The sequence below is a fragment of the Mycobacterium sp. 852002-51971_SCH5477799-a genome (assembly GCF_001667145.1).
GTDB lineage: Bacteria > Actinomycetota > Actinomycetes > Mycobacteriales > Mycobacteriaceae > Mycobacterium.
Genome location: NZ_LZIF01000082.1, coordinates 81,228 through 103,767 on the forward strand (window position 1 = coordinate 81,228; position 22,540 = coordinate 103,767).

Below are 22,540 nucleotides of genomic sequence, written 5' to 3' on the forward strand. Positions count from 1 at the left end.
GTCGAACGTGCACTCAGTGCGAAGAATTGGCGGCGAATTCCTCGCCGTGAGTGCACTTTCGGCGAACGGTCAGGCGTCGAGCCAGCGTTTGGTTTGCGGCAGCAGCACGATTATTACCGTGGCGATCGGCAATATCGGCATCAGGTGGACCACCCATGCGACCCGCGCGCCGGCGATGAACACCCCGATGTAGGTGAGGAAGGCGACCAGCGCGCCGGCCATCAGCAGGTAGCGGCTGATCGATCGGCGCTGCAGCAGCATGATCACCCCGGACACCGTGGTGCCCGCGAACACCAGGGCCAGGAACGCGACCGCGATGCAGAACAGGCGGTCGGTCCGCCACCAGCCGGCGATCAGATCGGTGGCCACGACCGACGTCGCCCAGCCGCTGATGATGCTCACCGCGCAGGCGGCAACGGCCGTCCGATCGGAGGGCTCAAGGGCCGGCAGCCCGGCATACCCGGCGCGACCCGGACGTGAACCGGCCCGGTAGGGCGCCGATTGCGGGGTGAAGTGAGTGGTCGGGGCGTCCGGCGTGGTGGGGATGGGACCGGTCGGCGCGCGCCGGATGATCCGTGTCCGTGAATCAGAGGGCGGATCGTGCTCGGGCGTGGGCTCAGGCGGACGCGGAGCGGAAGCTTCTTGGTTCGGCTCGGTCACCTCAGCCAGCGTAGTTGCCGACTGTAAGACCACGCTTAGCGAGCCACGGCACGGGGTCGATCCGTTCGCTGCCGCCCTGCAGCACCTCGAAATGCAGGTGCGGGCCGGTGGAGTTTCCCCGGTTGCCCATCGTGGCGATCTGGTCGCCGGCCATCACGCGCTCACCCACGCTGACGAGTGTGGTGTTGATGTGGCCGTAGAGCGTGACCGTCCCGTCGGCGTGGCGCAGCTTGACCAGCATCCCGTAGCCGCCGGCCGGACCGGAGTCGATGACCACGCCGTCGGACACCGCGTAGATCGGTGTCCCGATCGAGTTGGCCAGGTCGATGCCGGCGTGCAGCACGCCCCAGCGGTAGCCGAAGTTGGAGGTGAAGATGCCCTTGGTCGGCATCACGTAGAGCGGCTGGGACAACCGCGCCTCGCGTTCGGCGCGGTCGTTGGCAAAGGCGACGCCCTTGGCGAGCTCCTGGTTGTGCAGCGCGGCCGTGGCCGACGGCGCCGCGGCGATCACCTGCGGTCCGCGGACGGTGTTGCTGCCCGCCCCGCCGGTGAGCGCCGACGCGTTGGCGGTCAGCACGGCGTCGGTCTTGGGGGTGTCGGCGTGGCTGGTGGCCGTGTGGGCGGCCGCGGCGGCCGCTCCCGCCGCCATCGCCGAGATCAGCAGGCGGCCCCGGGCCGCGCTGGTCGGTTGCTTGCGGTGCTGTCCTGCGCGGCGGACGCCGGCGACGTCGGTGGTGTGCGACCGATCCACACGCCGCTCGATGCGCGGATCGACGATCACCCGCGGCAGCACCTCGGTGACGGGTGCGGCCAGCCAGACCGGGCGTACGTCGTCGGCCTCGTGCAGGTCGTCGAGTTCGGGCGCCAGCAGCACCTGTGCTTCGTTGTCGAACGGTGAGTCGCTGCTGAAGTCCAGGTCGCCGAGATCGCCGGCGTCCTCGCTGAAATCGAAGTCGTCAAAGTCGAAGCCGTCGAGCGGAAGGATTTCCGTGACTTCGGTGCGATGCGGTGCTTCGGCCCATCGGGCGCCTGCCGCGCGACCCACCCTCACGACGCCTTCAGTTACGGCAGAAGACCTGGCAAAACGGTGCTGGGACAACCTGAAATGTCCTCGTATCGTGACCATAACGTTATCTGGACCCTAGGAAGGTAGCCGCTAACGCGCGGGGCTGGCAACCTCGGCGGAAAATCAGGGCCGAATTGTGATTTGGATCACGCAGACGGTCAACCCGTGGCTCGTGAGCTGTGCCACATCGGCGGACGCGACGGTAATCGCCGTTTGAGGGGTGGATACAGTTCGTCCGTGCGAGTTGCCGGGTGCGGCACCGCCCACCAAGAGGCCTAGTAGTTGAGTCGAGCGAAGACAGAGAGTCCATGGACCTTTTCGAGTATCAAGCAAAAGAGTTGTTCGCCAAGCACAACGTACCGACTACGCCGGGACGCGTGACCGACACCGCCGAGGGCGCTCGCGAGATCGCGACCGAAATCGGCCGTCCGGTGATGGTCAAAGCGCAGGTGAAGGTCGGCGGACGTGGCAAGGCGGGTGGCGTCAAATACGCGGCGACTCCCGAGGACGCCTACGACCACGCCCAGAACATCCTCGGTCTCGACATCAAGGGACACGTCGTGAAGAAGCTGCTGGTCGCCGAGGCCAGCGATATCGCCGAGGAGTACTACATCTCCTTCCTGCTCGACCGCGCCAACCGCACCTACCTGGCCATGTGCTCGGTCGAGGGCGGCATGGAGATCGAGGAGGTCGCGGCGACCAAGCCCGAGCGGCTGGCCAAGGTTCCCGTGGACGCCGTCAAGGGCGTCGACCTGGCCACCGCGCGTTCCATCGCCGAGCAGGGCCACTTGCCCGCCGAGGTGCTCGACGCCGCCGCGGTCACCATCAACAAACTGTGGGAGGTCTTCGTCGCCGAGGACGCCACCCTTGTTGAGGTCAACCCGTTGGTGCGCGACCCGAAGGACCAGATTCTGGCGCTGGACGGCAAGGTCACTCTGGACGCCAACGCCGACTTCCGTCAGCCCGGCCACGCGGAGTTCGAGGACCGCGACGCCACCGACCCGCTCGAGCTCAAGGCCAAGGAGCACGACCTCAATTACGTCAAGCTGGACGGCTCGGTCGGCATCATCGGTAACGGCGCGGGCCTGGTGATGTCGACGCTCGATGTCGTCGCCTACGCGGGCGAGAAGCACGGCGGCGTGAAACCGGCCAACTTCCTCGACATCGGCGGTGGCGCTTCGGCCGAGGTGATGGCCGCGGGCTTGGACGTCATCTTGAACGACAAGCAGGTCAAGAGCGTGTTCGTGAACGTGTTCGGCGGTATCACCTCGTGCGACGCCGTCGCCAACGGGATCGTGACCGCGCTGAACATGCTCGGCGACGAGGCCAACAAGCCGCTCGTGGTCCGGCTCGACGGCAACAACGTCGACGAAGGCCGCCGCATCCTCGCCCAAGCCAACCACCCGCTGGTGATCCAGGCCGAGACCATGGACGCCGGTGCAGACAAAGCCGCCGAGCTGGCGAACAAGTAGGGGAGCCAAGCCATGTCGATCTTTTTGAACAAGGACTCCAAGGTCATCGTCCAGGGCATCACCGGCGGTGAGGGCACCAAGCACACCGCGCTCATGCTGAAGGCCGGTACGCAGGTGGTGGGCGGGGTGAACGCGCGCAAGGCCGGCACCACCGTGTCGCACGTGGACCCGAAAGGCAGGGACGTCGAGCTCCCGGTCTTCGGCACCGTCGCCGAAGCGATGAAGGAGACCGGCGCCAACGTCTCGGTCGTCTTCGTGCCGCCGAAATTCGCCAAGGATGCGATCATCGAGGCCATCGACGCCGAGATCCCGCTGCTGGTGGTCATCACCGAAGGAATTCCGGTGCAGGACAGCGCGTTTGCGTGGGCCTACAACGTGGACAAGGGGCAGAAGACGCGCATCATCGGGCCGAACTGCCCCGGCATCATCACCCCGGGTGAGGCCCTGGCCGGCATCACCCCGGCCAACATCAGCGGACCCGGTCCGGTCGGGCTGGTGTCCAAGTCGGGCACCCTGACCTACCAGATGATGTACGAGCTGCGCGATTTCGGCTTCTCCACCTCGATCGGCATCGGCGGTGACCCGGTGATCGGCACCACCCACATCGACGCCATCGAGGCCTTCGAGAAGGACCCCGACACCAAGGTCATCGTGATGATCGGTGAGATCGGCGGCGACGCCGAGGAGCGCGCGGCCGACTACATCAAGGCCAACGTCTCCAAGCCGGTCGTCGGCTATGTCGCGGGATTCACCGCGCCGGAAGGCAAGACGATGGGCCACGCGGGTGCCATCGTGTCCGGCTCGTCGGGCACCGCGGCCGCCAAGAAGGAGGCCCTGGAGGCCGCAGGCGTCAAGGTTGGCAAGACGCCGTCGGAGACCGCGGAGCTGGCCCGAAAGATCCTGCAGAGCCTGTAATTCTTTTCGGGGACTGTCCCCGCCCTGTCCCCCGGTCAGATCGCGATCTCGCTCCGCGAGCTGGCCGCGGTTTCGTTTTGCCCCCGGGCATCGGTTAGCCTGTCGAACTAACAGTTGCCAGGAGGTTGGTAATGACGGTCGATCCACGGACTCCGGTGCTCGTCGGGGTCGGCCAGTTCACCGAGCGCATCGACGACCCCGACTATCGGGGCATGTCGGCGGTCGACCTTGCGACGGCGGCCGCGCGGGCAGCACTCACCGATAGCGGCGCCAAAGGCGTTGCGCAGGCCGTCGACACGGTCTTCGGGCTTAGGCAGTTCGAGATCTCCGGACCGATGCCGGCGAGGCTCGGCAAGTCGAACAACTACTCACGTTCGGTGATGAACCGGCTCGGCGGGGATCCGGCCCGCGTCGTGCTCGAACCGGTCGGTGGGCAGGGGCCGCAGAAGCTTGTCACCGAGGCGGGCAACGCGATCGCGGCGGGTGAAGCGGACGTCGTGATGATCATGGGCTCGGAGCCGGGATCGACGGCTCGTTACTTCGCCGATCGCGATGACAAGCCCGATTTCACCGAGCACGTCGAGGGCCAACTGGAGGATCGTGGCCATCAGATCTCCAGCTACATCGACGCGTACACGATCCAGCACGGCTTGACCGGGGCGCCCGTGCAGTACGGACTTTTGGAGAATGCCCGCCGTGCCCGCCTCGGGTACAGCGTGGCCGACTATCGGCGCGAGATGGCCGAACTGTTCGCCCCGATGTCCAAAGTGGCTGCCAACAACCCGCTTTCGTCATCGCCGGTGGAGCGGTCGGTCGAAGAGATCATCACGATCACCGAGGACAACCGGATGATCTGTGACCCCTACCCCCGTCTGCTCGTCGCCCGCGATCAGGTCAACCAGGGCGCGGCGGCGGTGCTGACGTCGGTGGAGGCGGCGACCCGCCTGGGCGTGCCCGAGGAGAAGTGGGTGTTCGTGCACGGCCGCTCGGACATGGTCGAGCAGGCGATGCTCGATCGCGTCGACCTCGGTGCCAGCCCCGCGGCGGTCCATGCGGCTCGAGAAGCGTTGCGGGTGGCGGGAATCGGCGTGGACGAGATCGATACCTTCGATCTGTACAGCTGCTTCCCGTTCCCGGTTTTCGTCATCTGCGAAGCCTTGGGCATCGACGGCGACGATCCGCGCGGCCTGACCCTGACCGGCGGATTGCCGTACTTCGGCGGTCCAGGGAACAGCTACTCGCTGCACGGTATCGCCGAGACAATCGCGCAGATGCGGGACAGGCCAGGGCGATTCGGCCTCGTCGGCGCCAACGGCGGCATCATGAGCAAGTACTCCGTCGGTATCTACTCGACCACACCGGTGGACTGGCGCACCGACAACTGTGCGGAGCTGAAGAAGGAGATCGGCGCGCTGCCCAAGGTCGACGTCACCAAGACACCCGACGGCGCGGCAACCATCGAAACCTACTCCGTGCGCTACGACTGGCCGGTCCGCACCGGCATCATCGTCGGCAGGCTCGCGGCGGACAACACGCGCTTCATGGCCACCACCGACGACGACGATCTCGTCGCGTTGATGTGCGACGACGATCCGCTGGGTGCGGAGATCTCGGTGTGGTCGACGGACAACGGCAACCGGGCTTCGCTGGGCTAGACCCCGACGGCGGCGTCCTGCGCTGTCGCGTCGCGACACTTAAACCACGCACACGACACGCCGTCACGCGTCGCACTGCTTTAAGGCTCGGCGCTCGACGGGCTCGGTGACACGCCTGGCCTGAGCGTCAGACCAGGGCGGCGAGCTTGCCGGCCAAACGCTCAACGTAGGCGGCAACCTCGTCCTCGGACTTGTCCGGCAGCCCGAACAGCACCTCGGTGACCCCCAGCTCGGCCCACTTGGCCAGCTTCTCGGGCACCGGCTTGAAGTCGAGCGCCACGATCTGGGGAGCGCCGTCGCGGCCGGCCGCCGCCCAGGTGTCCTGCAGCAGCTTCACCGGCTCGTCGATGTCGAAGTCGCGCGGGGTGGTGATCCAGCCGTCGGCGCTGCGCGCGATCCACTTGAAGTTCTTCTCGGTGCCCGCGGCGCCCACCAGCACCGGGATGTGCGGCTGCACCGGCTTGGGCCAGGCCCAGCTCGGGCCGAACTTCACGAATTCACCGTCGTACTGGGCCTCTTCTTCGGTCCACAGCGCCCGCATCGCTTCGAGGTACTCGCGCAGCATGGTGCGGCGCCGGCCCGCCGGCACGTTGTGGTCGGCGAGTTCGTCGGTGTTCCAGCCGAACCCGACGCCCAGGCTGACCCGGCCGCCCGACAGGTGATCAAGAGTGGCAATACTTTTCGCCAACGTGATCGGGTCGTGCTCGACCGGAAGGGCCACCGCGGTGGACAGCCGCACCCGTGAGGTGACCGCGCACGCCGCGCCCAGACTTACCCATGGGTCTAGCGTCCGCATGTAGCGATCGTCGGGCAGCGATTCGTCTCCCGTCGTGGGATGAGCTGCCTCGCGCTTCACCGGAATGTGAGTGTGTTCTGGCACGTAGAAGGTCGCAAAGCCGTGGTCGTCGGCGAGCTTCGCGGCCTTCGCCGGGGAGATGCCACGATCGCTGGTGAAAAGCACAAGCCCGTAATCCATGCAGAGAATTAGAACGTGTTCTACCTCTGCTGAGCAAGCCGTGGTGATACGGACCGTCTCGCGAGCGGCGTCCGGCGTCGCCGGTGTAAGCCCCGCCGTCCAAGCCGGTGGCAACGGCACGGGTTACCGCACGTGCGCTAGCGTGGGTGATCGACCGCGTCGCTAACGCAGCGAGGCGCCTGCAAGCACAGCGTTGCACTGCAACCGTGGCGACCGCTAGGCAGTTCAAGGCACTGGAAGCAACAGGAGGAGTCATGACCTACTCTCCCGGAGGCCCGGGCTATCCACCGGCGCAAACCGGCGGCACCTACGCGGGCGGCACACCGTCCTTCGCCAAGGAAGACGACGGAACGAGCAAGCTGCCGTTTTACCTGAACATCGCGGTGGTGGTCCTCGGTCTTGCGGCGTACCTGCTGAACTTCGGTCCCACCTTCACCATCGGCGCCGACCTCGGCCCGGGCATCGGTGGGCGCGCCGGCGATGCGGGCACCGCGGTGGTGGTCGCGGTGCTGGCCGCGCTGCTCGCCGCGCTCGGCCTGCTGCCGAAGACCAAGAACTATCCGGGAATCGTTGCGGTGATCGCGGTTCTGGGCGCGTTGCTGGCCATCACCGAGACGATCAACCTGCCCGCCGGTTTCTCGATCGGCTGGGCGATGTGGCCGCTGGTGGCGGCCGTCGTGCTGCAGGCCATCGCCGCGGTCGTCGTAGTTCTGCTGGAATCCGGGGTGATCACCGCACCGGCGCCGCGGCCCAAGTACGACCCTTACGCGCAATACGGCCAGTACGGGCAATACGGCCAGTACGGTCAGCAGCCGTACTACGGTCAGCAGCCGGGCACTCAGCAGCACGGCGGCCAGCAGCAGTCGGCGCAGGGATACGGGTCGCAGTACGGCGGCTACTCGCCAAGTTCGGCGCCCACCCAGAGCGGCGTTCCGACCGGCGGTTTCGGTGCTCAGCCCTCGCCGCAGTCGGGTCCCCAGCCGTCCGCGCAGCAGCACGGCTCGTCCACGCCCCCCACCGGCTTCCCCAGCTTCAGTCCGCCGCCGAACGCCGGTGGCTCGGACGCCGGTTCGGCGACGACCAACTTCTCCGAGCAGGGCGGCGGCCAGCAGTACGGCCACGAGCAGCAATCGCCGTCGTCACCGTCTGGCCCAGCGCCCTCTTAATCGTGCGCTGTCGCGCCTAGTCGCGGACGTGCCCCAGAGTGACACGGGTGGAGGACAACCGGGCAGCAGGCGCTCGCCAGGCGCGTGACCTCGCCAGGGTCGCGTTTGCCCCGGCGGTGGTGGCGTTGGTCATCATCGCCGCGGTCACGCTGATCCAGTTGTTGATCGCCAACAGCGACATGACCGGCGCGCTGGGCGCCATCGCCAGCATGTGGCTGGGGGTGCACCAGGTGCCGGTGTCTATTGGTGGCCGCGAACTCGGTGTGATGCCGCTGTTGCCGGTCTTGGTGATGATCTGGGCGACCGCGCGCAACACGGCACGGGCCATCACGCCTTACTCGTCATGGCTGGTAGTCCGCTGGGTATTCGCGTCGGCGCTTGGTGGCCCGCTGTTTTTGACGGCGATCGCGCTGGCGGTCATTCACGACGCGTCGTCGGTGATCACCGAGCTGCAGACGCCCAGCGCACTGCGCGCATTCCTCAGCGTGCTCGCGGTTCATGCCGCCGGCGCCGGGATCGGAGTGTGGTCCCGCGTGGGGCCGCGCGCGTTGGCGGCGTCGCGGCTGCCGTTCTGGCTGGGCGATTCGCTGCGTGCCGCCTCCGCCGGCCTGCTCGCGTTGCTCGGGCTGTCCGGCCTGGTGACGGCCGGGTCGCTGGTCGTGCACTGGTCGACCATGCAGGAGCTCTACGGCATCACCGATTCGATTTTCGGGCAGTTCAGCCTCACCCTGTTGTCAATGCTCTACGCGCCCAACGTGATTGTGGGCACCGCGGCGATGGCCGTCGGGTCCAGCGCGCACATCGGATTCGCGACATTCAGTTCGTTCACCGTGTTCGGTGGCGATATCCCGGCCTTGCCGGTGCTGGCCGCCGTCCCCAGGCCTCCGTTGGGGCCGGTGTGGGTGGCGCTGCTCATCATCGGCGCGTCGTCCGGGGTGGCGGTCGGCCAGCAATGCGCCCGGCGCGCGCTGCCGCCGCTGGCGGCCGCCGCCAAGCTGCTGGTCGCCGCGGTCACCGGGGCACTGGCGATGTCGTTGCTCGCGTACGCGGGTAGCGGCCAGCTGGGCAACTTCGGCCACGTCGGCGTGGACCAGGGCGCGTTGCTCGTCGGTGTCTTCTTCTGGTTCGCGGTTGTCGGTGGGGTCACGGTGGTGATGAGCGGTGGGATCAGGCGTCGTCCCCGTCGGCTCAAGGCCACACCCGCGCCCGCCGCGGCGGCCGAGGAATCCGCCGGATTTACCGGCGTTTTCGATGACGATCGGTCGCCCGGGGACGCGACGGGGGAGGACGCAATTGTGGTGGACCCCGCCGGCACGGCACCGGCGGACGGGGTGGACTCGGTCGGTCCAGTCGGCGACTCCGCCGAAGCTGAGGCGCCGGTCGGCGACTCCGCCGAAGCTGACGCGCCGGTCGGCGACTCCGCCGAAGCTGTCGGTCCGGTCGGCGACGACGAGCCGCCCCTCGCCGAACCGGAGCCGGGAGCGACCGAGCGAGATTCGAAGGATTAGGCCTTTCGCCCGCCTCTAGCAATACCGCCGCGCGGGCGGGTGTGACATCGGGCGATTGTCGCTCAAAGGCGGGCAATCCCATGCGGCCAGCCTGATCGTCAGGGGGACGACGCCGACAGTAGGCTCGCCGATGTGGTCGAACCGCTCCATGTGCCCCCGAACGCACCGGCACGGGTAGTGGTACTGGCATCGGGCACCGGGTCGCTGCTGAATTCCCTGTTGACGTCGGCCGTCGCGGACTACCCCGCCCGGGTGGTCGCCGTCGGCGCCGACCGCGACTGCCTGGCCACCGACATCGCCGCGTCCGCCTCCGTTCCCGTGTTCACCGTCCGCCTCGGCGACCACCCAAACCGGGACGCCTGGGATGCGGCCATCACCGAGGCCGCCGCCGCGCACTCTCCCGACCTGGTGGTCTCCGCCGGATTCATGAAAATACTTGGCCCGCAGTTCCTTTCGCGGTTCCATGGCCGCGTCATCAACACGCACCCGACGCTGCTGCCGGCGTTCGCGGGTGCGCACGGGGTGGCCGACGCGCTGGCCTACGGCGTGAAGCTGACAGGCTGTACGGTGCACCTGGTGGACTCCGGGACGGACACCGGGCCGATCCTCGCGCAAGAATCCGTTCCGGTGCTCGAAGGCGACACCGAAGAGACCTTGCACGAACGCATCAAAGTCACCGAACGAAAGCTGCTGGTGGACGTGGTGGCCGCGATCGCGACAGGCGGCCTGACCCTGGTCGGCAGAAGAGCGACGATCGGACGAAAGGCGATGAACCGATGAGCACCGACGACAGGCGCGAAGACGCCAAACGGCCGATCCGGCGCGCCTTGATCAGCGTGTACGACAAGACCGGGTTGGTCGACCTCGCGCAGGGACTGGCGGGGGCGGGCGTCGAGATCGTCTCGACCGGATCGACGGCGAAGGTCATTGCCGACAAAGGCATTCCGGTGACCCGGGTCGAGGAGCTGACCGGTTTTCCCGAGGTGCTCGACGGCCGGGTGAAGACGCTCCACCCGCGCGTGCACGCGGGCCTGCTGGCCGACCTTCGCAAACCCGAGCACGCCGCCGCGCTCGAGGAGCTCGGCATTGTGGCGTTCGAACTCGTCGTCGTGAACTTGTACCCCTTCACCGAGACCGTCGACTCCGGGGCAAGCATCGACGAATGCGTCGAACAGATTGACATCGGCGGCCCGTCGATGGTGCGTGCCGCGGCGAAGAACCATCCCAGCGTGGCGGTGATCACCGACCCCCGGGGCTACGATGGCGTGCTCGCCGCGGTACGCGAGGGCGGCTTTAGCCTCGGCGAGCGTAAAAGGCTGGCGTCGCTGGCGTTTCAGCACACGGCCGAATACGACACCGCGGTTGCGAGCTGGATGGAGTCGACGCTGGCCCCCGAACACCCGTCGACGGCTTTCCCGAAGTGGCTGGGCCGCAGCTGGCGCCGCTCGGCGATGCTGCGCTATGGCGAGAACCCGCACCAGCAGGCGGCGCTCTACAGCGACCCCGGCGCGTGGCCGGGATTGGCGCAGGCCGAGCAACTGCACGGAAAAGAGATGTCCTACAACAACTTCACCGATGCGGACGCGGCCTGGCGCGCCGCCTTCGATCACGAGCAGACCTGCGTGGCGATCATCAAGCACGCCAACCCGTGTGGGATCGCCATCTCGTCGGCATCGGTCGCCGACGCGCACCGCAAGGCGCACGAATGCGATCCGTTGAGCGCGTTCGGCGGGGTCATCGCGGCCAACACCGAAGTGAGCCTGGAGATGGCCGAATACGTCAGCACCATCTTCACCGAGGTCATCGTCGCCCCCGCCTACGAGCCGGCCGCCCTGGAGGTGTTGACCCGCAAAAAGAACATCCGGGTGCTGGTGGGTTCGGAGCCGCTGAGCGGTGGGACCGAGCTGCGGCCGATCAGCGGTGGCCTGTTGGTCCAGCAGCGCGACGAGTTGGACGCCCACGGCGACAACCCGGTGAATTGGACCCTGGCCACCGGCTCACCCGCCGACCCGGCGACGCTGGCCGACCTGGTGTTCGCCTGGCGGGTGTGTCGGGCTGTGAAATCGAACGCGATCGTGATCGCGAGCGGCGGCGCCACCATCGGCGTGGGCATGGGTCAGGTGAACCGGGTCGACGCCGCGCGGCTGGCCGTCGAACGCGGCGGCGAGCGGGTGCGCGGCGCGGTCGCGGCCTCGGACGCGTTCTTCCCGTTCCCGGACGGACTCGAGACGCTGACCGGCGCCGGAGTGAAGGCGATCGTGCATCCCGGCGGATCGGTGCGCGACGACGAGGTGACCGCGGCGGCCACAGACGCCGGCATCACCCTGTATCTCACCGGGGCGCGCCACTTCGCGCATTAGCCACGCCGCGTGCGACGAAGTGTCAATAAGCGTTCGGTGAACGCCCTTGGCATGACTCGGGTGAGCCCGCGTCGTAGCGTGGAGTGGTGATGTCACCGAGCAACTTGCCCCGCACCCTCGGCGAACTGCGTGCCGCCGGTCATCGTGAACGGGGAGTCAAGCAGGAAATCCGCGAAAATCTACTCGCACGCCTCGCCGAAGGCGGAGATGGTGAAGCGATCTGGCCGGGAATTCTGGGATTCGACGACACCGTGTTGCCCCAGCTGGAACGGGCGCTGATCGCGGGGCACGACTTGGTTCTGCTGGGTGAACGCGGCCAGGGCAAAACGCGGCTCCTGCGGGCGCTGACCGGATTGCTCGATGAGTGGACACCGGTGATCGCCGGTGCCGAATTGGGTGAGCACCCCTTCTCACCGATTACGCCGGAGTCCATCCGCAAGGCCGCCACCCTGGGCGATGACCTGCCGGTCGAATGGAAGCACCGCAGCGAGCGCTACACAGAAAAGCTCGCCACCCCGGACACCAGCGTCGCCGACCTGGTCGGTGACATCGACCCGATCAAAGTCGCCGAGGGCCGCAGCCTGGGAGATCCGGAGACGATCGCTTACGGACTGATCCCCCGCGCCCACCGCGGCATTGTCGCGGTCAACGAACTCCCCGACCTCGCCGAGCGCATCCAGGTGTCGATGCTCAACGTGATGGAGGAACGCGACATCCAGGTCCGCGGTTACACACTGCGCCTGCCGCTGGACGTGTTGGTGGTCGCCAGTGCCAACCCCGAGGACTACACCAACCGCGGACGCATCATCACCCCGCTCAAAGACCGTTTCGGCGCGGAGATCCGGACCCACTACCCGCTCGAGCTCGAAGCGGAAGTCGGTGTGATCGCGCAGGAAGCGCACCTGTCCGCCCAGGTGCCCGATTACCTGATGCAGATAATCGCCCGATTCGCGCGGTGCCTGCGGGAGTCCAACTCCGTCGATCAACGCTCCGGGGTGTCGGCGCGGTTCGCGATCGCCGCCGCCGAGACCGTCGCTGCGGCCGCGCGACACCGCGGCGCGGTGCTGGGGGAGACGGACCCGGTGGCGCGGGTTGTCGATCTGGGCACGGTGATCGACGTCCTGCGCGGCAAGCTAGAATTCGAATCCGGCGAGGAAGGCCGCGAACAGGCCGTGCTCGAACACCTGCTGCGCCGCGCGACCGCGGACACCGCGTCGCGCGCCTTGGGTGGCATCGACGTCGGATCGCTGGTGGCCGCGGTGGAGGGCGGTTCGGCGGTGACGACGGGCGAGCGGGTCTCGGCCAAAGATGTGCTGGCCGCGGTCCCGAGCCTGGCGGTGGTGGACAAGATTGCGGCCAAGCTCGGTGCGCAGTCGGAGGGCGAGCGCGCCGCGGCGCTGGAGTTGGCGCTCGAGGCACTGTATCTGGCCAAGCGCATCGACAAGGTGTCCGGGGAGGGCCAAACCGTCTATGGCTAGGTTTGATGGTGACGACCCGCAGCGCCCGGCTACGCCGCGCTCGCGATCGTCACGAGGGCATTCCTCGCGCTACTCGGCGTACACCGGCGGGCCCGACCCGCTGGCCCCGCCGGTGGATCTGCGCGAGGCGCTCGAACAAATCGGCCAGGACGTCATGGCCGGCACGTCGCCGCGCCGTGCGCTGTCCGAGTTGCTGCGCCGCGGCACCAAGGATATGCCCGGCGCGGACCGGCTGGCCGCCGAGGCCAACAGGCGACGACGGGAATTGTTGCGGCGCAATAATTTAGATGGAACGCTGCAGGAGATCAAGAAACTCCTGGACGAGGCCGTGCTGGCCGAACGCAAGGAGTTGGCCCGCGCGCTCGACGACGACGCCCGCTTCGGCGAACTGCAGCTGGACGCGCTGCCGTCGTCGCCGGCCAAGGCCGTCCAGGAGCTCTCCGACTACAACTGGCGCAGCGGCGAGGCCCGTGAAAAGTACGACCAGATCAAGGATCTGCTCGGCCGAGAAATGCTGGACCAACGCTTCGCGGGCATGAAGGAGGCGCTGGAAGGCGCCACCGACGAGGATCGTCAGCGGGTCAACGACATGCTCAACGACCTCAACGACCTGCTGGACAAGCACGCCCGCGGCGAGGACACGCAACAAGACTTCGAAGACTTCATGGATAACCACGGCGAGTTCTTTCCCGAGAACCCGCGTAACGTCGATGAGTTGCTGGACTCCCTGGCCAAGCGCGCCGCCGCCGCGCAGCGTTTCCGCAACAGCCTGAGCGCAGAGCAGCGCGCGGAGCTGGATGCCTTGGCGCAGCAAGCTTTTGGGTCACCATCGTTGATGCAGGCGCTGAACCGGCTCGATGCGCACCTGCAGGCGGCGCGGCCTGGAGAAGACTGGAGCGGGTCCGAGCAGTTCTCCGGCGACAACCCGTTCGGGATGGGCGAGGGCACCCAGGCGCTGTCCGACATCGCCGAGCTGGAACAACTGGCCGAGCAGCTCTCGCAGAGCTATCCGGGCGCCACCATGGACGACGTCGACCTGGATGCGCTGGCGCGCCAGCTCGGAGACGAAGCGGCCGTCGACGCCCGCGCCCTTGCCGAATTGGAACGAGCGCTGGTCAAGCAGGGTTTTTTGGACCGCGGCTCCGACGGCCAGTGGCGGCTCTCGCCGAAGGCAATGCGCCAACTCGGCGAGACGGCGTTGCGCGATGTCGCACAACAACTTTCCGGGCGTCGCGGTGAGCGCGACCATCGGCGCGCGGGGGCAGCCGGCGAGCTCACCGGCGCCACCCGACCTTGGCAGTTCGGTGACACCGAACCGTGGAACATCTCCCGCACATTGACCAATGCCGTGCTGCGGCAAGCCGGAACTGCCACCCTGGACGGCCGGGACGGGCGGTTGAAGATCACCGTCGACGACGTCGAGGTCTCCGAGACAGAGACACGCACGCAGGCCGCGGTCGCGCTGCTGGTCGATACCTCGTTCTCCATGGTGATGGAAAATCGGTGGCTGCCCATGAAGCAGACAGCGCTGGCACTCAACCATCTGGTGTGCACGCGGTTCCGTTCGGATGCCTTGCAGATCATCGCCTTTGGCCGATACGCCCGGACGGTGACCGCCGCGGAGCTCACCGGGCTCGAGGGCGTCTACGAGCAGGGCACCAACCTGCATCACGCGCTGGCGCTGGCTGGCCGACATCTGCGCCGGCATCCCAACGCGCAGCCCGTGGTCCTGGTGGTGACCGACGGTGAGCCCACCGCGCACCTGGAGGACTTCGACGGCGACGGCACGAGCGTGTTCTTCGATTACCCACCGCATCCTCGGACCATCGCGCACACCGTGCGCGGCTTCGACGAGATGGCGCGGCTGGGCGCCCAGATCACCATCTTCCGGCTGGGCAGCGACCCCGGCCTTGCCCGGTTCATCGACCAGGTCGCGCGACGCGTCGAGGGGCGGGTCGTGGTACCCGATCTCGACGGATTGGGAGCGGCCGTGGTCGGCGACTATCTACGATCCCGCCGCCGTTGACCGTCGCGAGGCAACCCCGGGCAGGGGGTAGGTGTGCTCTGCACGGGGTACAGGGACTTGAAGAAGGAGGAGATGCATGAGCCAGGTTCCAACGATCGAACTCAATGACGGTGTCAGCATTCCGCAGCTGGGTTTCGGTGTGTTCCAGATCAAGCCCGACCAGACCGCCGCGGCGGTGAAGACGGCGCTCGAGATCGGATACCGCCACATCGACACGGCCGAGATGTACGGCAACGAAAAGCAAGTCGCACAAGGCATTCGCGATGCGGGCCTCGACCGCGGCGAGGTCTTCGTCACCAGCAAGCTCAACAACGGATTTCACAAGCCAGACGATGCGCGTCGCGCATTCGACGAGACGCTGAAGAAACTGGGTTCCGACTACGTTGATCTGTTCCTTATCCACTGGCCGCTGCCCACGCTCTACGACGGCGACTTCGTCTCGACCTGGAAGGTCTTCGAGGAGTTCGCGCGCGACGGACGCGCCCGCAGCATCGGTGTCTCGAATTTCCAAGTGGCACACCTGGATCGGCTTGCTGACGACACCGACACCGTCCCGTCGGTGAACCAGGTCGAGCTGCATCCGTACTTCGGCAACGACGAAGTCCGGGCCTATGGGCGCGAGCATGGCATCGCCACCGAGGCGTGGGCGCCGATCGCGCAGGGCAAGGTGCTCGACGATCCGGTGATCAACCGCGTCGCCGAGGGCCGCGGTAAAACCGCCGCGCAGGTGGTGTTGCGTTGGCACATTCAGCGGGGCGACATCGTCTTCCCGAAATCGGTGACGCCGGAACGGGTAAAGGCCAACTTCGAGCTGTTCGACTTCGAGCTGGACGACTCCGACATGGACGCGATCTCCGCGCTGAACAAGGGTGAGTCGGGACGCAACGGCCCCAATCCCGACACGTTCGATTACGTGCCCGACTAAAACGTTCCGCTAGCCGCGTGGCCGCCGAGCCTTGCGAACGATGCCGACGCCGCCCCACAGCGAGAACCCGCGAATGTGGACGGTTGGCGCGCCGGGCGTGCCGTGCCCGAGCACGGCGCGGTCAAAGTTGCCCATCACGCCGCGGCCGTGCACCTCGACGTTGACCTCGGGCGGTAGCAAAATGTTCTGCACACCCATGATCGACATCGCATGAATGTCGACCTCGGTCGAGGTGAAGTCGGCGTAGCGCAGATCGACCACCCCGCTTCCCCACAGGGTGAAGGTGGTGAGCTTCTTCGGGACGTTCCACCGGCCGCGGCGCTCGAAGCCGCTCAGCAGCGCCAGCAGCAGCGTCGACGGCGCCGGATTGAGCTTGCCGCCGCGGCGTGGGCTGATCGGCGTCCCCGGCAGATCGGCCCGCAGCTGATCCAGCTCCTCATACGTCGTTGCGGCGTACGCCCTGGTCAAACGGTCTTCGTAGTCGTTCAGCTGCAGGCGGCCCTGCTCGGCCGCGTAGGCGAGCAGCTGCGCAGTCTGGATGCGGTCGGTATCGCCCGCGCGCGACGGCTCGCCACGCGTGTCCTCCGCATCCCGTTGCGTTGAGTTGCTCATCACCCACGAGCCTACGACGTCCAGGTTTTGCCGCAAGAGGATTGGCTAAACTGCAACGTTGCGCGTGCCGGGGCCGCGTGGCCGGCCGTCCGGCCGGGCCCTCTGTTTGACATCTGGCTAACTTCTCGGTGGCTAACCGGCCCAGTTGGGCGAACGCTTCTCCAGAAACGCCAGCATGCCTTCGTGGGCTTCGTCGGAGACGAAGAGCCGGGCCGATTCCTCGGCGAGCCGCTCGGCGTCGCGGTCGAAACCTTCCAGCACCGCGGCCGTGGTCAATGCCTTGGAAGCCGCGAGGCCCTGAGGCGAACCACGACCGATATCGGAGACCAGTTTGTCGACCGCGGCCTCGACGTCCTCGGCGGCCTCGGTGATCAAACCGATCTCGGCCGCCCGGCCGGCGTCGAACTTCTCGCCGGTCAGGTAGTAGCGCGCCGCGCCCCGCGCCGACAGTTTCGGCAACAGTGTCAGCGAGATGATCGCCGGTGCGACGCCGATCCTGGCCTCGGTCAGCGCGAAGGTGCTGCGCGGGCCGGCGACGGCGATATCACAGGCGCCCACCAGACCGAATCCGCCCGCCCGGACGTGCCCGTTGATCGCGGCGATCACCGGCAGCGGCGAGGCGACGATGGCCCTCATCAAGGCGGCCATCTCGCGGGCCCGCGCGACGGCCATGTCGTATGCCGATGGTGGCGACGCGTCCCCCGCAAGCGGGAGGTGCCCCCCTCGCCCGGCTACGCCGCCCTCGGAATCGCCGCCGCCAGCTTGGCTCAGATCCGCACCGGCACAAAAGGTCCCGCCGGCATGGCCCAGCACCACGGTCCGTACCGCCGGGTCCGCCGAGGCGTCGCGCAACCCTCGGTGCAACTGGTTGACCAGTGTGGTGGACAGCGCGTTGCGGTTGTGGGGTGAGTTCAGGGTCAGCCGCGCGTACGGTCCGCCTGTGTCGGCGGGTCCGGCGTATTCGACGAGCGCGTCCATCAGTAGCTTCGGGGCAGACCCAGCGATGTCTGCGCGACGAAGTTCAGCACCATTTCACGGCTGACCGGGGCGATGCGGCCCAGCCGGGCCGAGGTCAGCATGGCGGCCAGGCCATACTCCTTGGTCAGTCCGTTGCCGCCGAGTGACTGCACCGCCTGATCCACCGAGCGCGTCGCCGCTTCGGCCGCAGCGTATTTGGCCATGTTCGCGGCCTCGGCCGCACCCATGTCATTGCCGGAGTCATAGAGGGTGGCGGCCTTCTGCAGCATCAGCTTAGCCAGTTCGACCTCGATGTGGCACTGCGCCAATGGATGTGACAGCCCCTGGTGCGCGCCGATCGGCGTGCCCCACACCTGCCGGGTTTTGACGTATTCGGCGGCCCGGCCCAGCGCGTACCGCCCCATCCCGACGGAGCTCGCCGCGCCCATGATTCGTTCGGGGTTGAGACCGGCGAAAAGCTGTGCGATGGCGGCGTCTTCGGCGCCGACGAGCGCGTCGCTCGGCAGCCGCACATCGTCGAGGAAGACCTGGAACTGGCGTTCGGGGCTGATCAGTTCCATTTCGATCGGGGTGTAGGTGAAGCCGGGCGCGTCGGTGGGCACCACGAACAGCGCGGGGCGCAGCTTGCCGGTCTTGGCCTCCTCGGTACGGGCCACCACCAGCACCGCCTGCGCCTGGTCGATGCCGGAGATATAAACCTTCTGTCCCTTCAAAATCCAGTCGCTGCCGTCCCGGCGGGCGGTCGTGGTGATCTTGTGCGAGTTGGAGCCGGCGTCCGGCTCGGTGATGGCAAAGGCCATCGTCAGCGTCCCGTCGGCGATGCCGGGGATCCAGCGCTTCTTCTGCTCCTCGGTGCCGAACTTGCTGATGATGGTGCCGTTGATGGCGGGCGAGACCACCATCAGCAGCAGCGCGCTGCCCGCGGCGGCCATCTCCTCCATGACCAGCGACAGCTCGTACATTCCGGCGCCGCCACCGCCGTACTCCTCGGGCAGGTTCACCCCTAGGAAGCCGAGCTTGCCTGCCTCCGACCATAATTCGTCGGTGTGCTCGTGTGCGCGGGCCTTGCGCAGGTAGTACTCACTGCCGTAGTTGGCAGCCCAGGCCGCCACCGACTTGCGTAGGGCCTGACGCTCCTCGCTCTCGATGAAGCTGGTGTCGGTCATGCTTGATCCCCTTCTGATTGTGGCGCTTCCACTCTTGCCAGCACAGCGCCAACTTCGACTTGCTGACCGGTCTTGACATTGAGTTCGGCGAGTACCCCGTCCACCGGGGCGGCGATGGTGTGTTCCATCTTCATGGCCTCCAGCCAGATCAGCGGCTGGCCGGCGGTGACGGTGTCGCCGATCGCGGCACCGAGCCGGATGACGCTGCCGGGCATGGGCGCGACCAGTGAGCCCTTTTCGACGGTCGAACCGGGCTCGGGGAAACGCGGCAGGGCGATCAGGTGCACCGGTCCGCGGGCGGAATCGATGTAGACATCGGGATCGCCCGCGTAGCGCCGCACCGAGAAGCTGTGGTCGACGCCGTCGGCCCGCAGGACCACGTCATCCGCCGTGGCCGACACCAGCTGCACCGACGGGTCGTCGGGCAACACCAAACCGATTCTGGTGAAACGGTATTGAACCCGGTGCTCGTCACCCTGGTCGTCGCGATAATCCTTGACCTGGTGGCCCGACGAAAGGTTGCGCCAGCCGCTGGGAACGGCACTCAGCACCGGCGCGGTAGCGCGGTTGTGCGCGGCGACGGCGAGTGCGGCCGCGATGGCGGACAGACGGACCACCGCGGCGTCGCCCAGCGGGGCCGCCAACCTCGCCAGGTCGTGGGTGTCGAAAAACGCTGTGTCGGTGGCGCCGTCGAGGAACGCCGGATGCCGCAGCACGTTCACCAGAAGATCGCGATTGGTGCGCACGCCGTGCACGCGGGTGCGGGCCAACGCGTCGGCGAGAACCAGCGACGCCTGACGGCGCGTCGGGGCATAGGAGATGACCTTGGCCAGCATCGGGTCGTAGTGGACGGAGACGGTGAATCCGCCGACGATGCCCGAGTCCAGGCGGATCCCGGTCCGGTGGCCCAGCGAGCCGAATTCGGCTCGAACGGATTGCACCTCGAACGCGCGGACCAGACCGGCCTGTGGCTGCCAGTTCTTGGCAGGGTCCTCGGCGTAGAGCCGGGCCTCGATCGAATGCCCCTGCGCGGCAGGAGGTTGCGCGTCGAGAGGAGCGCCGTCGGCGACGGCGAGCTGCAGCTCGACGAGGTCGAGCCCGGTGGTCTCTTCGGTGACCGGGTGTTCGACCTGCAGCCTGGTGTTCATCTCGAGGAAGTAGAACTCGCCGTCGTCGTCGGCCAAGAATTCCACCGTCCCGGCCCCGGTGTAGCCGATGGCCTCGGCGGCCAGCCGGGCCGCGTCGAAAAGCTTGGCGCGCATGCCCACCGTGCGCTCCACCAACGGCGACGGCGCCTCCTCGATGATCTTCTGGTGCCGGCGTTGAATCGAGCATTCGCGTTCGCCGACCGCCCACACGGTGCCGTGGGTGTCGGCCATGACCTGAACCTCGATGTGATGTCCGGTGGGCAGATACCGCTCGCAGAACACGGTGGGGTCACCGAAGGCCGATTGCGCTTCCCGGCTCGCTGCGGCGACTTCGCCGGCAAGCGCGGACAATTCGCGAACCACGCGCATGCCGCGACCACCGCCGCCCGCGGAGGCCTTGACCAAGACCGGCAGCTGCGCCTCGGTAACGGTCTCAGGGTCGAGCTCGTCGAGCACCGGCACTCCGGCCGCGGCCATCAGTTTCTTGGACTCGATCTTGGAGCCCATCGCCCGCACCGCTGCCACCGGGGGTCCGACCCACGTCAGCCCGGCGTCCTGGACGGCGGCCGCGAAGTCTGCGTTCTCCGAGAGGAATCCGTAGCCGGGGTGTATCGCGTCGGCGCCGGCGGCGCGGGCGGCGGCGATGAGGGCCTCGGCGTTGAGGTAGTCGTTGGTCTTGTTCAGCCGCACCCGGGCGTCGGCCTCGTCGACGTGGGGCGCGCCCGCGTCGGGGTCGGTGTAGACGGCGACCGTGCCCAAGCCGAGCCGGCGGCAGGAGGCAAACACCCGCCGGGCGATCTCACCGCGGTTGGCGACCAGAACTCGAGTAAGCATGGGGCTCACATCCGGAAGACGCCGAAATTCGACGTTCCCTTGATCGGGCCATTGGCGATGGCGGACAGACACATTCCCAATACGGTGCGGGTATCGCGCGGGTCGATCACCCCGTCGTCGTAGAGCATCCCGGACAACACCAACGGCAGCGACTCGGCTTCGATCTGGCCCTCGACCGCGGCCCGCATCGCCGCGTCGGCCTCCTCGTCGACCTGCTGGCCGCGCGCCTCGGCGGCCGCGCGGGCCACGATCGACAGCACGCCCGACAGCTGGGCGCCGCCCATCACCGCGGACTTCGACGTCGGCCAGGCGAAGAGGAACCGCGGATCGTAGGCGCGCCCGCACATGCCGTAGTGGCCCGCGCCGTAGGATGCGCCGAGCAGCAACGAGATGTGCGGGACGGTCGAGTTGGACACGGCGTTGATCATCATCGAGCCGTGCTTGATCATCCCGCCCTCTTCGTAGTCCTTGCCCACCATGTAGCCGGTGGTGTTGTGCAAGAACAGCAGTGGCGTGTCGGAGCGGTTGGCCAACTGAATGAACTGGGTGGCCTTCTGCGACTCCTCGCTGAACAGCACTCCCCGCGCATTGGCCAGGATGCCGATCGGATACCCGTGTAACTGGGCCCAGCCCGTCACCAGCGAGGATCCGTACAGCGGCTTGAATTCGTCGAATTCGGAGCCGTCGACGATGCGGGCGATGACCTCCCGGGGATCGAACGGGATGCGCAGGTCCGCGGGCACGATACCGATGAGTTCCTCGGTATCGAACAACGGTGCGGTGACGGGCTTGGGCTTCGGCCCCTGCTTGACCCAGTTCAATCGGGCGACGACGCGCCGACCGATCCGGATCGCGTCGAGTTCGTCGATGGCGAAGTAATCGGCCAAACCCGAGATTCGAGCGTGCATTTCGGCGCCGCCGAGCGATTCGTCGTCGGATTCCTCACCGGTGGCCATCTTCACCAGCGGGGGACCCGCGAGGAAGACCTTGGAACGCTCCTTGATCATCACCACGTGATCGGACATGCCCGGGACGTAGGCGCCGCCCGCGGTGGAATTGCCGAACACCAACGCGACGGTGGGGATGCCGGCCGCCGAGAGCCGGGTCAGGTCGCGGAACATCCGTCCGCCGGGGATGAAGATTTCCTTCTGGGTGGGCAGGTCCGCACCGCCGGACTCGACCAGCGAGATCACCGGAAGCCGGTTCTCGAAGGCGATCTGGTTGGCCCGCAGGATCTTCTTCAGGGTCCACGGGTTGCTGGTGCCGCCTTTGACCGTCGGATCGTTGGCGACGATCATGCATTCGACGCCTTCGACCACGCCGATGCCGGTGACCGTGCTGGCGCCGACCTTGAAGGCACTGCCCCAGGCGGCCAGCGGGCTGAGTTCCAAGAACGGCGAATCCTGGTCGACCAGCAATTCGATACGTTCGCGCGCGGTCAGCTTTCCGCGATTATGGTGGCGTTCAACGTATTTGGTACCGCCACCGGCCAGGGCGTTGGCCAGTTCGCCGTCGATCTCCTCGAGTTTCGTCATCGCCGCCGCCGCCGCGTCGGTGAAGGCGGCGGCCTCAGCGTCCAGGGTGGACTGCAGCAC

18 protein-coding genes are annotated in these 22,540 nt (G+C 67.3%); 10 read left to right on the top strand and 8 right to left on the bottom strand.

Translation table 11 applies throughout. The features are described 5' to 3' along the window. Positions 1-69 precede the first annotated feature (69 nt). Together A5753_RS24555 and A5753_RS10125 are read right to left on the bottom strand one after the other, a co-directional pair. On the bottom strand, positions 70-660 hold the full coding sequence (locus A5753_RS24555; RefSeq protein WP_197694651.1) for a hypothetical protein: 591 nt from the start codon (positions 658-660) through the stop codon (positions 70-72). Between the two features lies 1 nt (position 661). Further along, positions 662-1,705 (bottom strand): M23 family metallopeptidase, encoded by a 1,044-nt coding sequence (locus A5753_RS10125; RefSeq protein WP_082971256.1) that lies wholly within the window; start codon positions 1,703-1,705, stop codon positions 662-664. Between the two features lie 329 nt (positions 1,706-2,034). Between A5753_RS10125 and sucC the strand changes: the two genes are divergently transcribed. The 3 genes from sucC to A5753_RS10140 all read left to right on the top strand — a co-directional run bounded on the left by sucC (position 2,035) and on the right by A5753_RS10140 (position 5,768). After that, positions 2,035-3,198: an ADP-forming succinate--CoA ligase subunit beta gene (gene sucC / locus A5753_RS10130; RefSeq protein WP_067126574.1), complete on the top strand. Its 1,164-nt coding sequence runs from the start codon at positions 2,035-2,037 to the stop codon at positions 3,196-3,198. Between the two features lie 12 nt (positions 3,199-3,210). Then, a complete protein-coding gene (gene sucD / locus A5753_RS10135) occupies positions 3,211-4,113 on the top strand; it encodes a succinate--CoA ligase subunit alpha (RefSeq protein ID WP_067126576.1) in 903 nt (300 codons plus the stop codon). 131 nt (positions 4,114-4,244) lie between these two features. Further along, complete coding sequence (locus tag A5753_RS10140) at positions 4,245-5,768, top strand: acetyl-CoA acetyltransferase (RefSeq protein WP_067126579.1); 1,524 nt, start codon at positions 4,245-4,247, stop codon at positions 5,766-5,768. 127 nt (positions 5,769-5,895) lie between these two features. Here A5753_RS10140 and A5753_RS10145 read toward each other — a convergent pair whose 3' ends face one another. Continuing rightward, positions 5,896-6,744: an LLM class F420-dependent oxidoreductase gene (locus tag A5753_RS10145; RefSeq protein WP_067126582.1), complete on the bottom strand. Its 849-nt coding sequence runs from the start codon at positions 6,742-6,744 to the stop codon at positions 5,896-5,898. Between the two features lie 254 nt (positions 6,745-6,998). On the opposite strand from A5753_RS10145, the gene A5753_RS10150 reads away from it, so the two are divergent. The 7 genes from A5753_RS10150 (at position 6,999) to A5753_RS10180 (ending at position 16,207) form a co-directional block, all read left to right on the top strand. Next, positions 6,999-7,910 carry a DUF5336 domain-containing protein gene (locus tag A5753_RS10150; RefSeq protein WP_067126585.1) on the top strand — a complete coding sequence of 304 codons (912 nt, stop codon included), beginning with the start codon at positions 6,999-7,001 and terminating at the stop codon, positions 7,908-7,910. A gap of 47 nt (positions 7,911-7,957) precedes the next feature. Then, the gene (locus A5753_RS10155; RefSeq protein WP_067126588.1) at positions 7,958-9,418 is read left to right on the top strand and encodes a DUF6350 family protein; all 1,461 of its coding nucleotides are present in this window, start codon (positions 7,958-7,960) and stop codon (positions 9,416-9,418) included. 132 nt (positions 9,419-9,550) lie between these two features. Then, positions 9,551-10,198, top strand: a complete 648-nt coding sequence (purN, locus tag A5753_RS10160; RefSeq protein WP_067126591.1) for a phosphoribosylglycinamide formyltransferase — start codon at positions 9,551-9,553, stop codon at positions 10,196-10,198. Further along, positions 10,195-11,778: a bifunctional phosphoribosylaminoimidazolecarboxamide formyltransferase/IMP cyclohydrolase gene (purH, locus tag A5753_RS10165; RefSeq protein ID WP_067126594.1), complete on the top strand. Its 1,584-nt coding sequence runs from the start codon at positions 10,195-10,197 to the stop codon at positions 11,776-11,778. Before purN ends, purH begins: the two co-directional genes overlap by 4 nt. Before the next feature lie 89 nt (positions 11,779-11,867). Further along, a complete protein-coding gene (locus A5753_RS10170) occupies positions 11,868-13,256 on the top strand; it encodes an ATP-binding protein (protein ID WP_156656044.1) in 1,389 nt (462 codons plus the stop codon). After that, positions 13,249-15,282, top strand: a complete 2,034-nt coding sequence (locus A5753_RS10175) for a VWA domain-containing protein (protein ID WP_082971257.1) — start codon at positions 13,249-13,251, stop codon at positions 15,280-15,282. Before A5753_RS10170 ends, A5753_RS10175 begins: the two co-directional genes overlap by 8 nt. A 76-nt stretch (positions 15,283-15,358) precedes the next feature. Then, on the top strand, positions 15,359-16,207 hold the full coding sequence (locus A5753_RS10180) for an aldo/keto reductase (protein ID WP_067126603.1): 849 nt from the start codon (positions 15,359-15,361) through the stop codon (positions 16,205-16,207). 9 nt (positions 16,208-16,216) lie between these two features. Here A5753_RS10180 and A5753_RS10185 read toward each other — a convergent pair whose 3' ends face one another. The 5 genes from A5753_RS10185 to A5753_RS10205 all read right to left on the bottom strand — a co-directional run bounded on the left by A5753_RS10185 (position 16,217) and on the right by A5753_RS10205 (position 22,540). Continuing rightward, a complete protein-coding gene (locus A5753_RS10185; protein WP_067126606.1) occupies positions 16,217-16,819 on the bottom strand; it encodes a DUF1707 domain-containing protein in 603 nt (200 codons plus the stop codon). Between the two features lie 132 nt (positions 16,820-16,951). Continuing rightward, complete coding sequence (locus A5753_RS10190; protein WP_067126609.1) at positions 16,952-17,797, bottom strand: enoyl-CoA hydratase family protein; 846 nt, start codon at positions 17,795-17,797, stop codon at positions 16,952-16,954. Further along, positions 17,797-18,963 (bottom strand): acyl-CoA dehydrogenase family protein, encoded by a 1,167-nt coding sequence (locus tag A5753_RS10195; protein WP_067126611.1) that lies wholly within the window; start codon positions 18,961-18,963, stop codon positions 17,797-17,799. The genes A5753_RS10190 and A5753_RS10195 overlap by 1 nt, the downstream gene beginning before the upstream one ends. Further along, the gene (locus A5753_RS10200; RefSeq protein ID WP_067126614.1) at positions 18,960-20,945 is read right to left on the bottom strand and encodes a biotin carboxylase N-terminal domain-containing protein; all 1,986 of its coding nucleotides are present in this window, start codon (positions 20,943-20,945) and stop codon (positions 18,960-18,962) included. The genes A5753_RS10195 and A5753_RS10200 overlap by 4 nt, the downstream gene beginning before the upstream one ends. 5 nt (positions 20,946-20,950) lie before the next feature. Continuing rightward, on the bottom strand, positions 20,951-22,540 hold the full coding sequence (locus A5753_RS10205) for an acyl-CoA carboxylase subunit beta (RefSeq protein WP_156656049.1): 1,590 nt from the start codon (positions 22,538-22,540) through the stop codon (positions 20,951-20,953).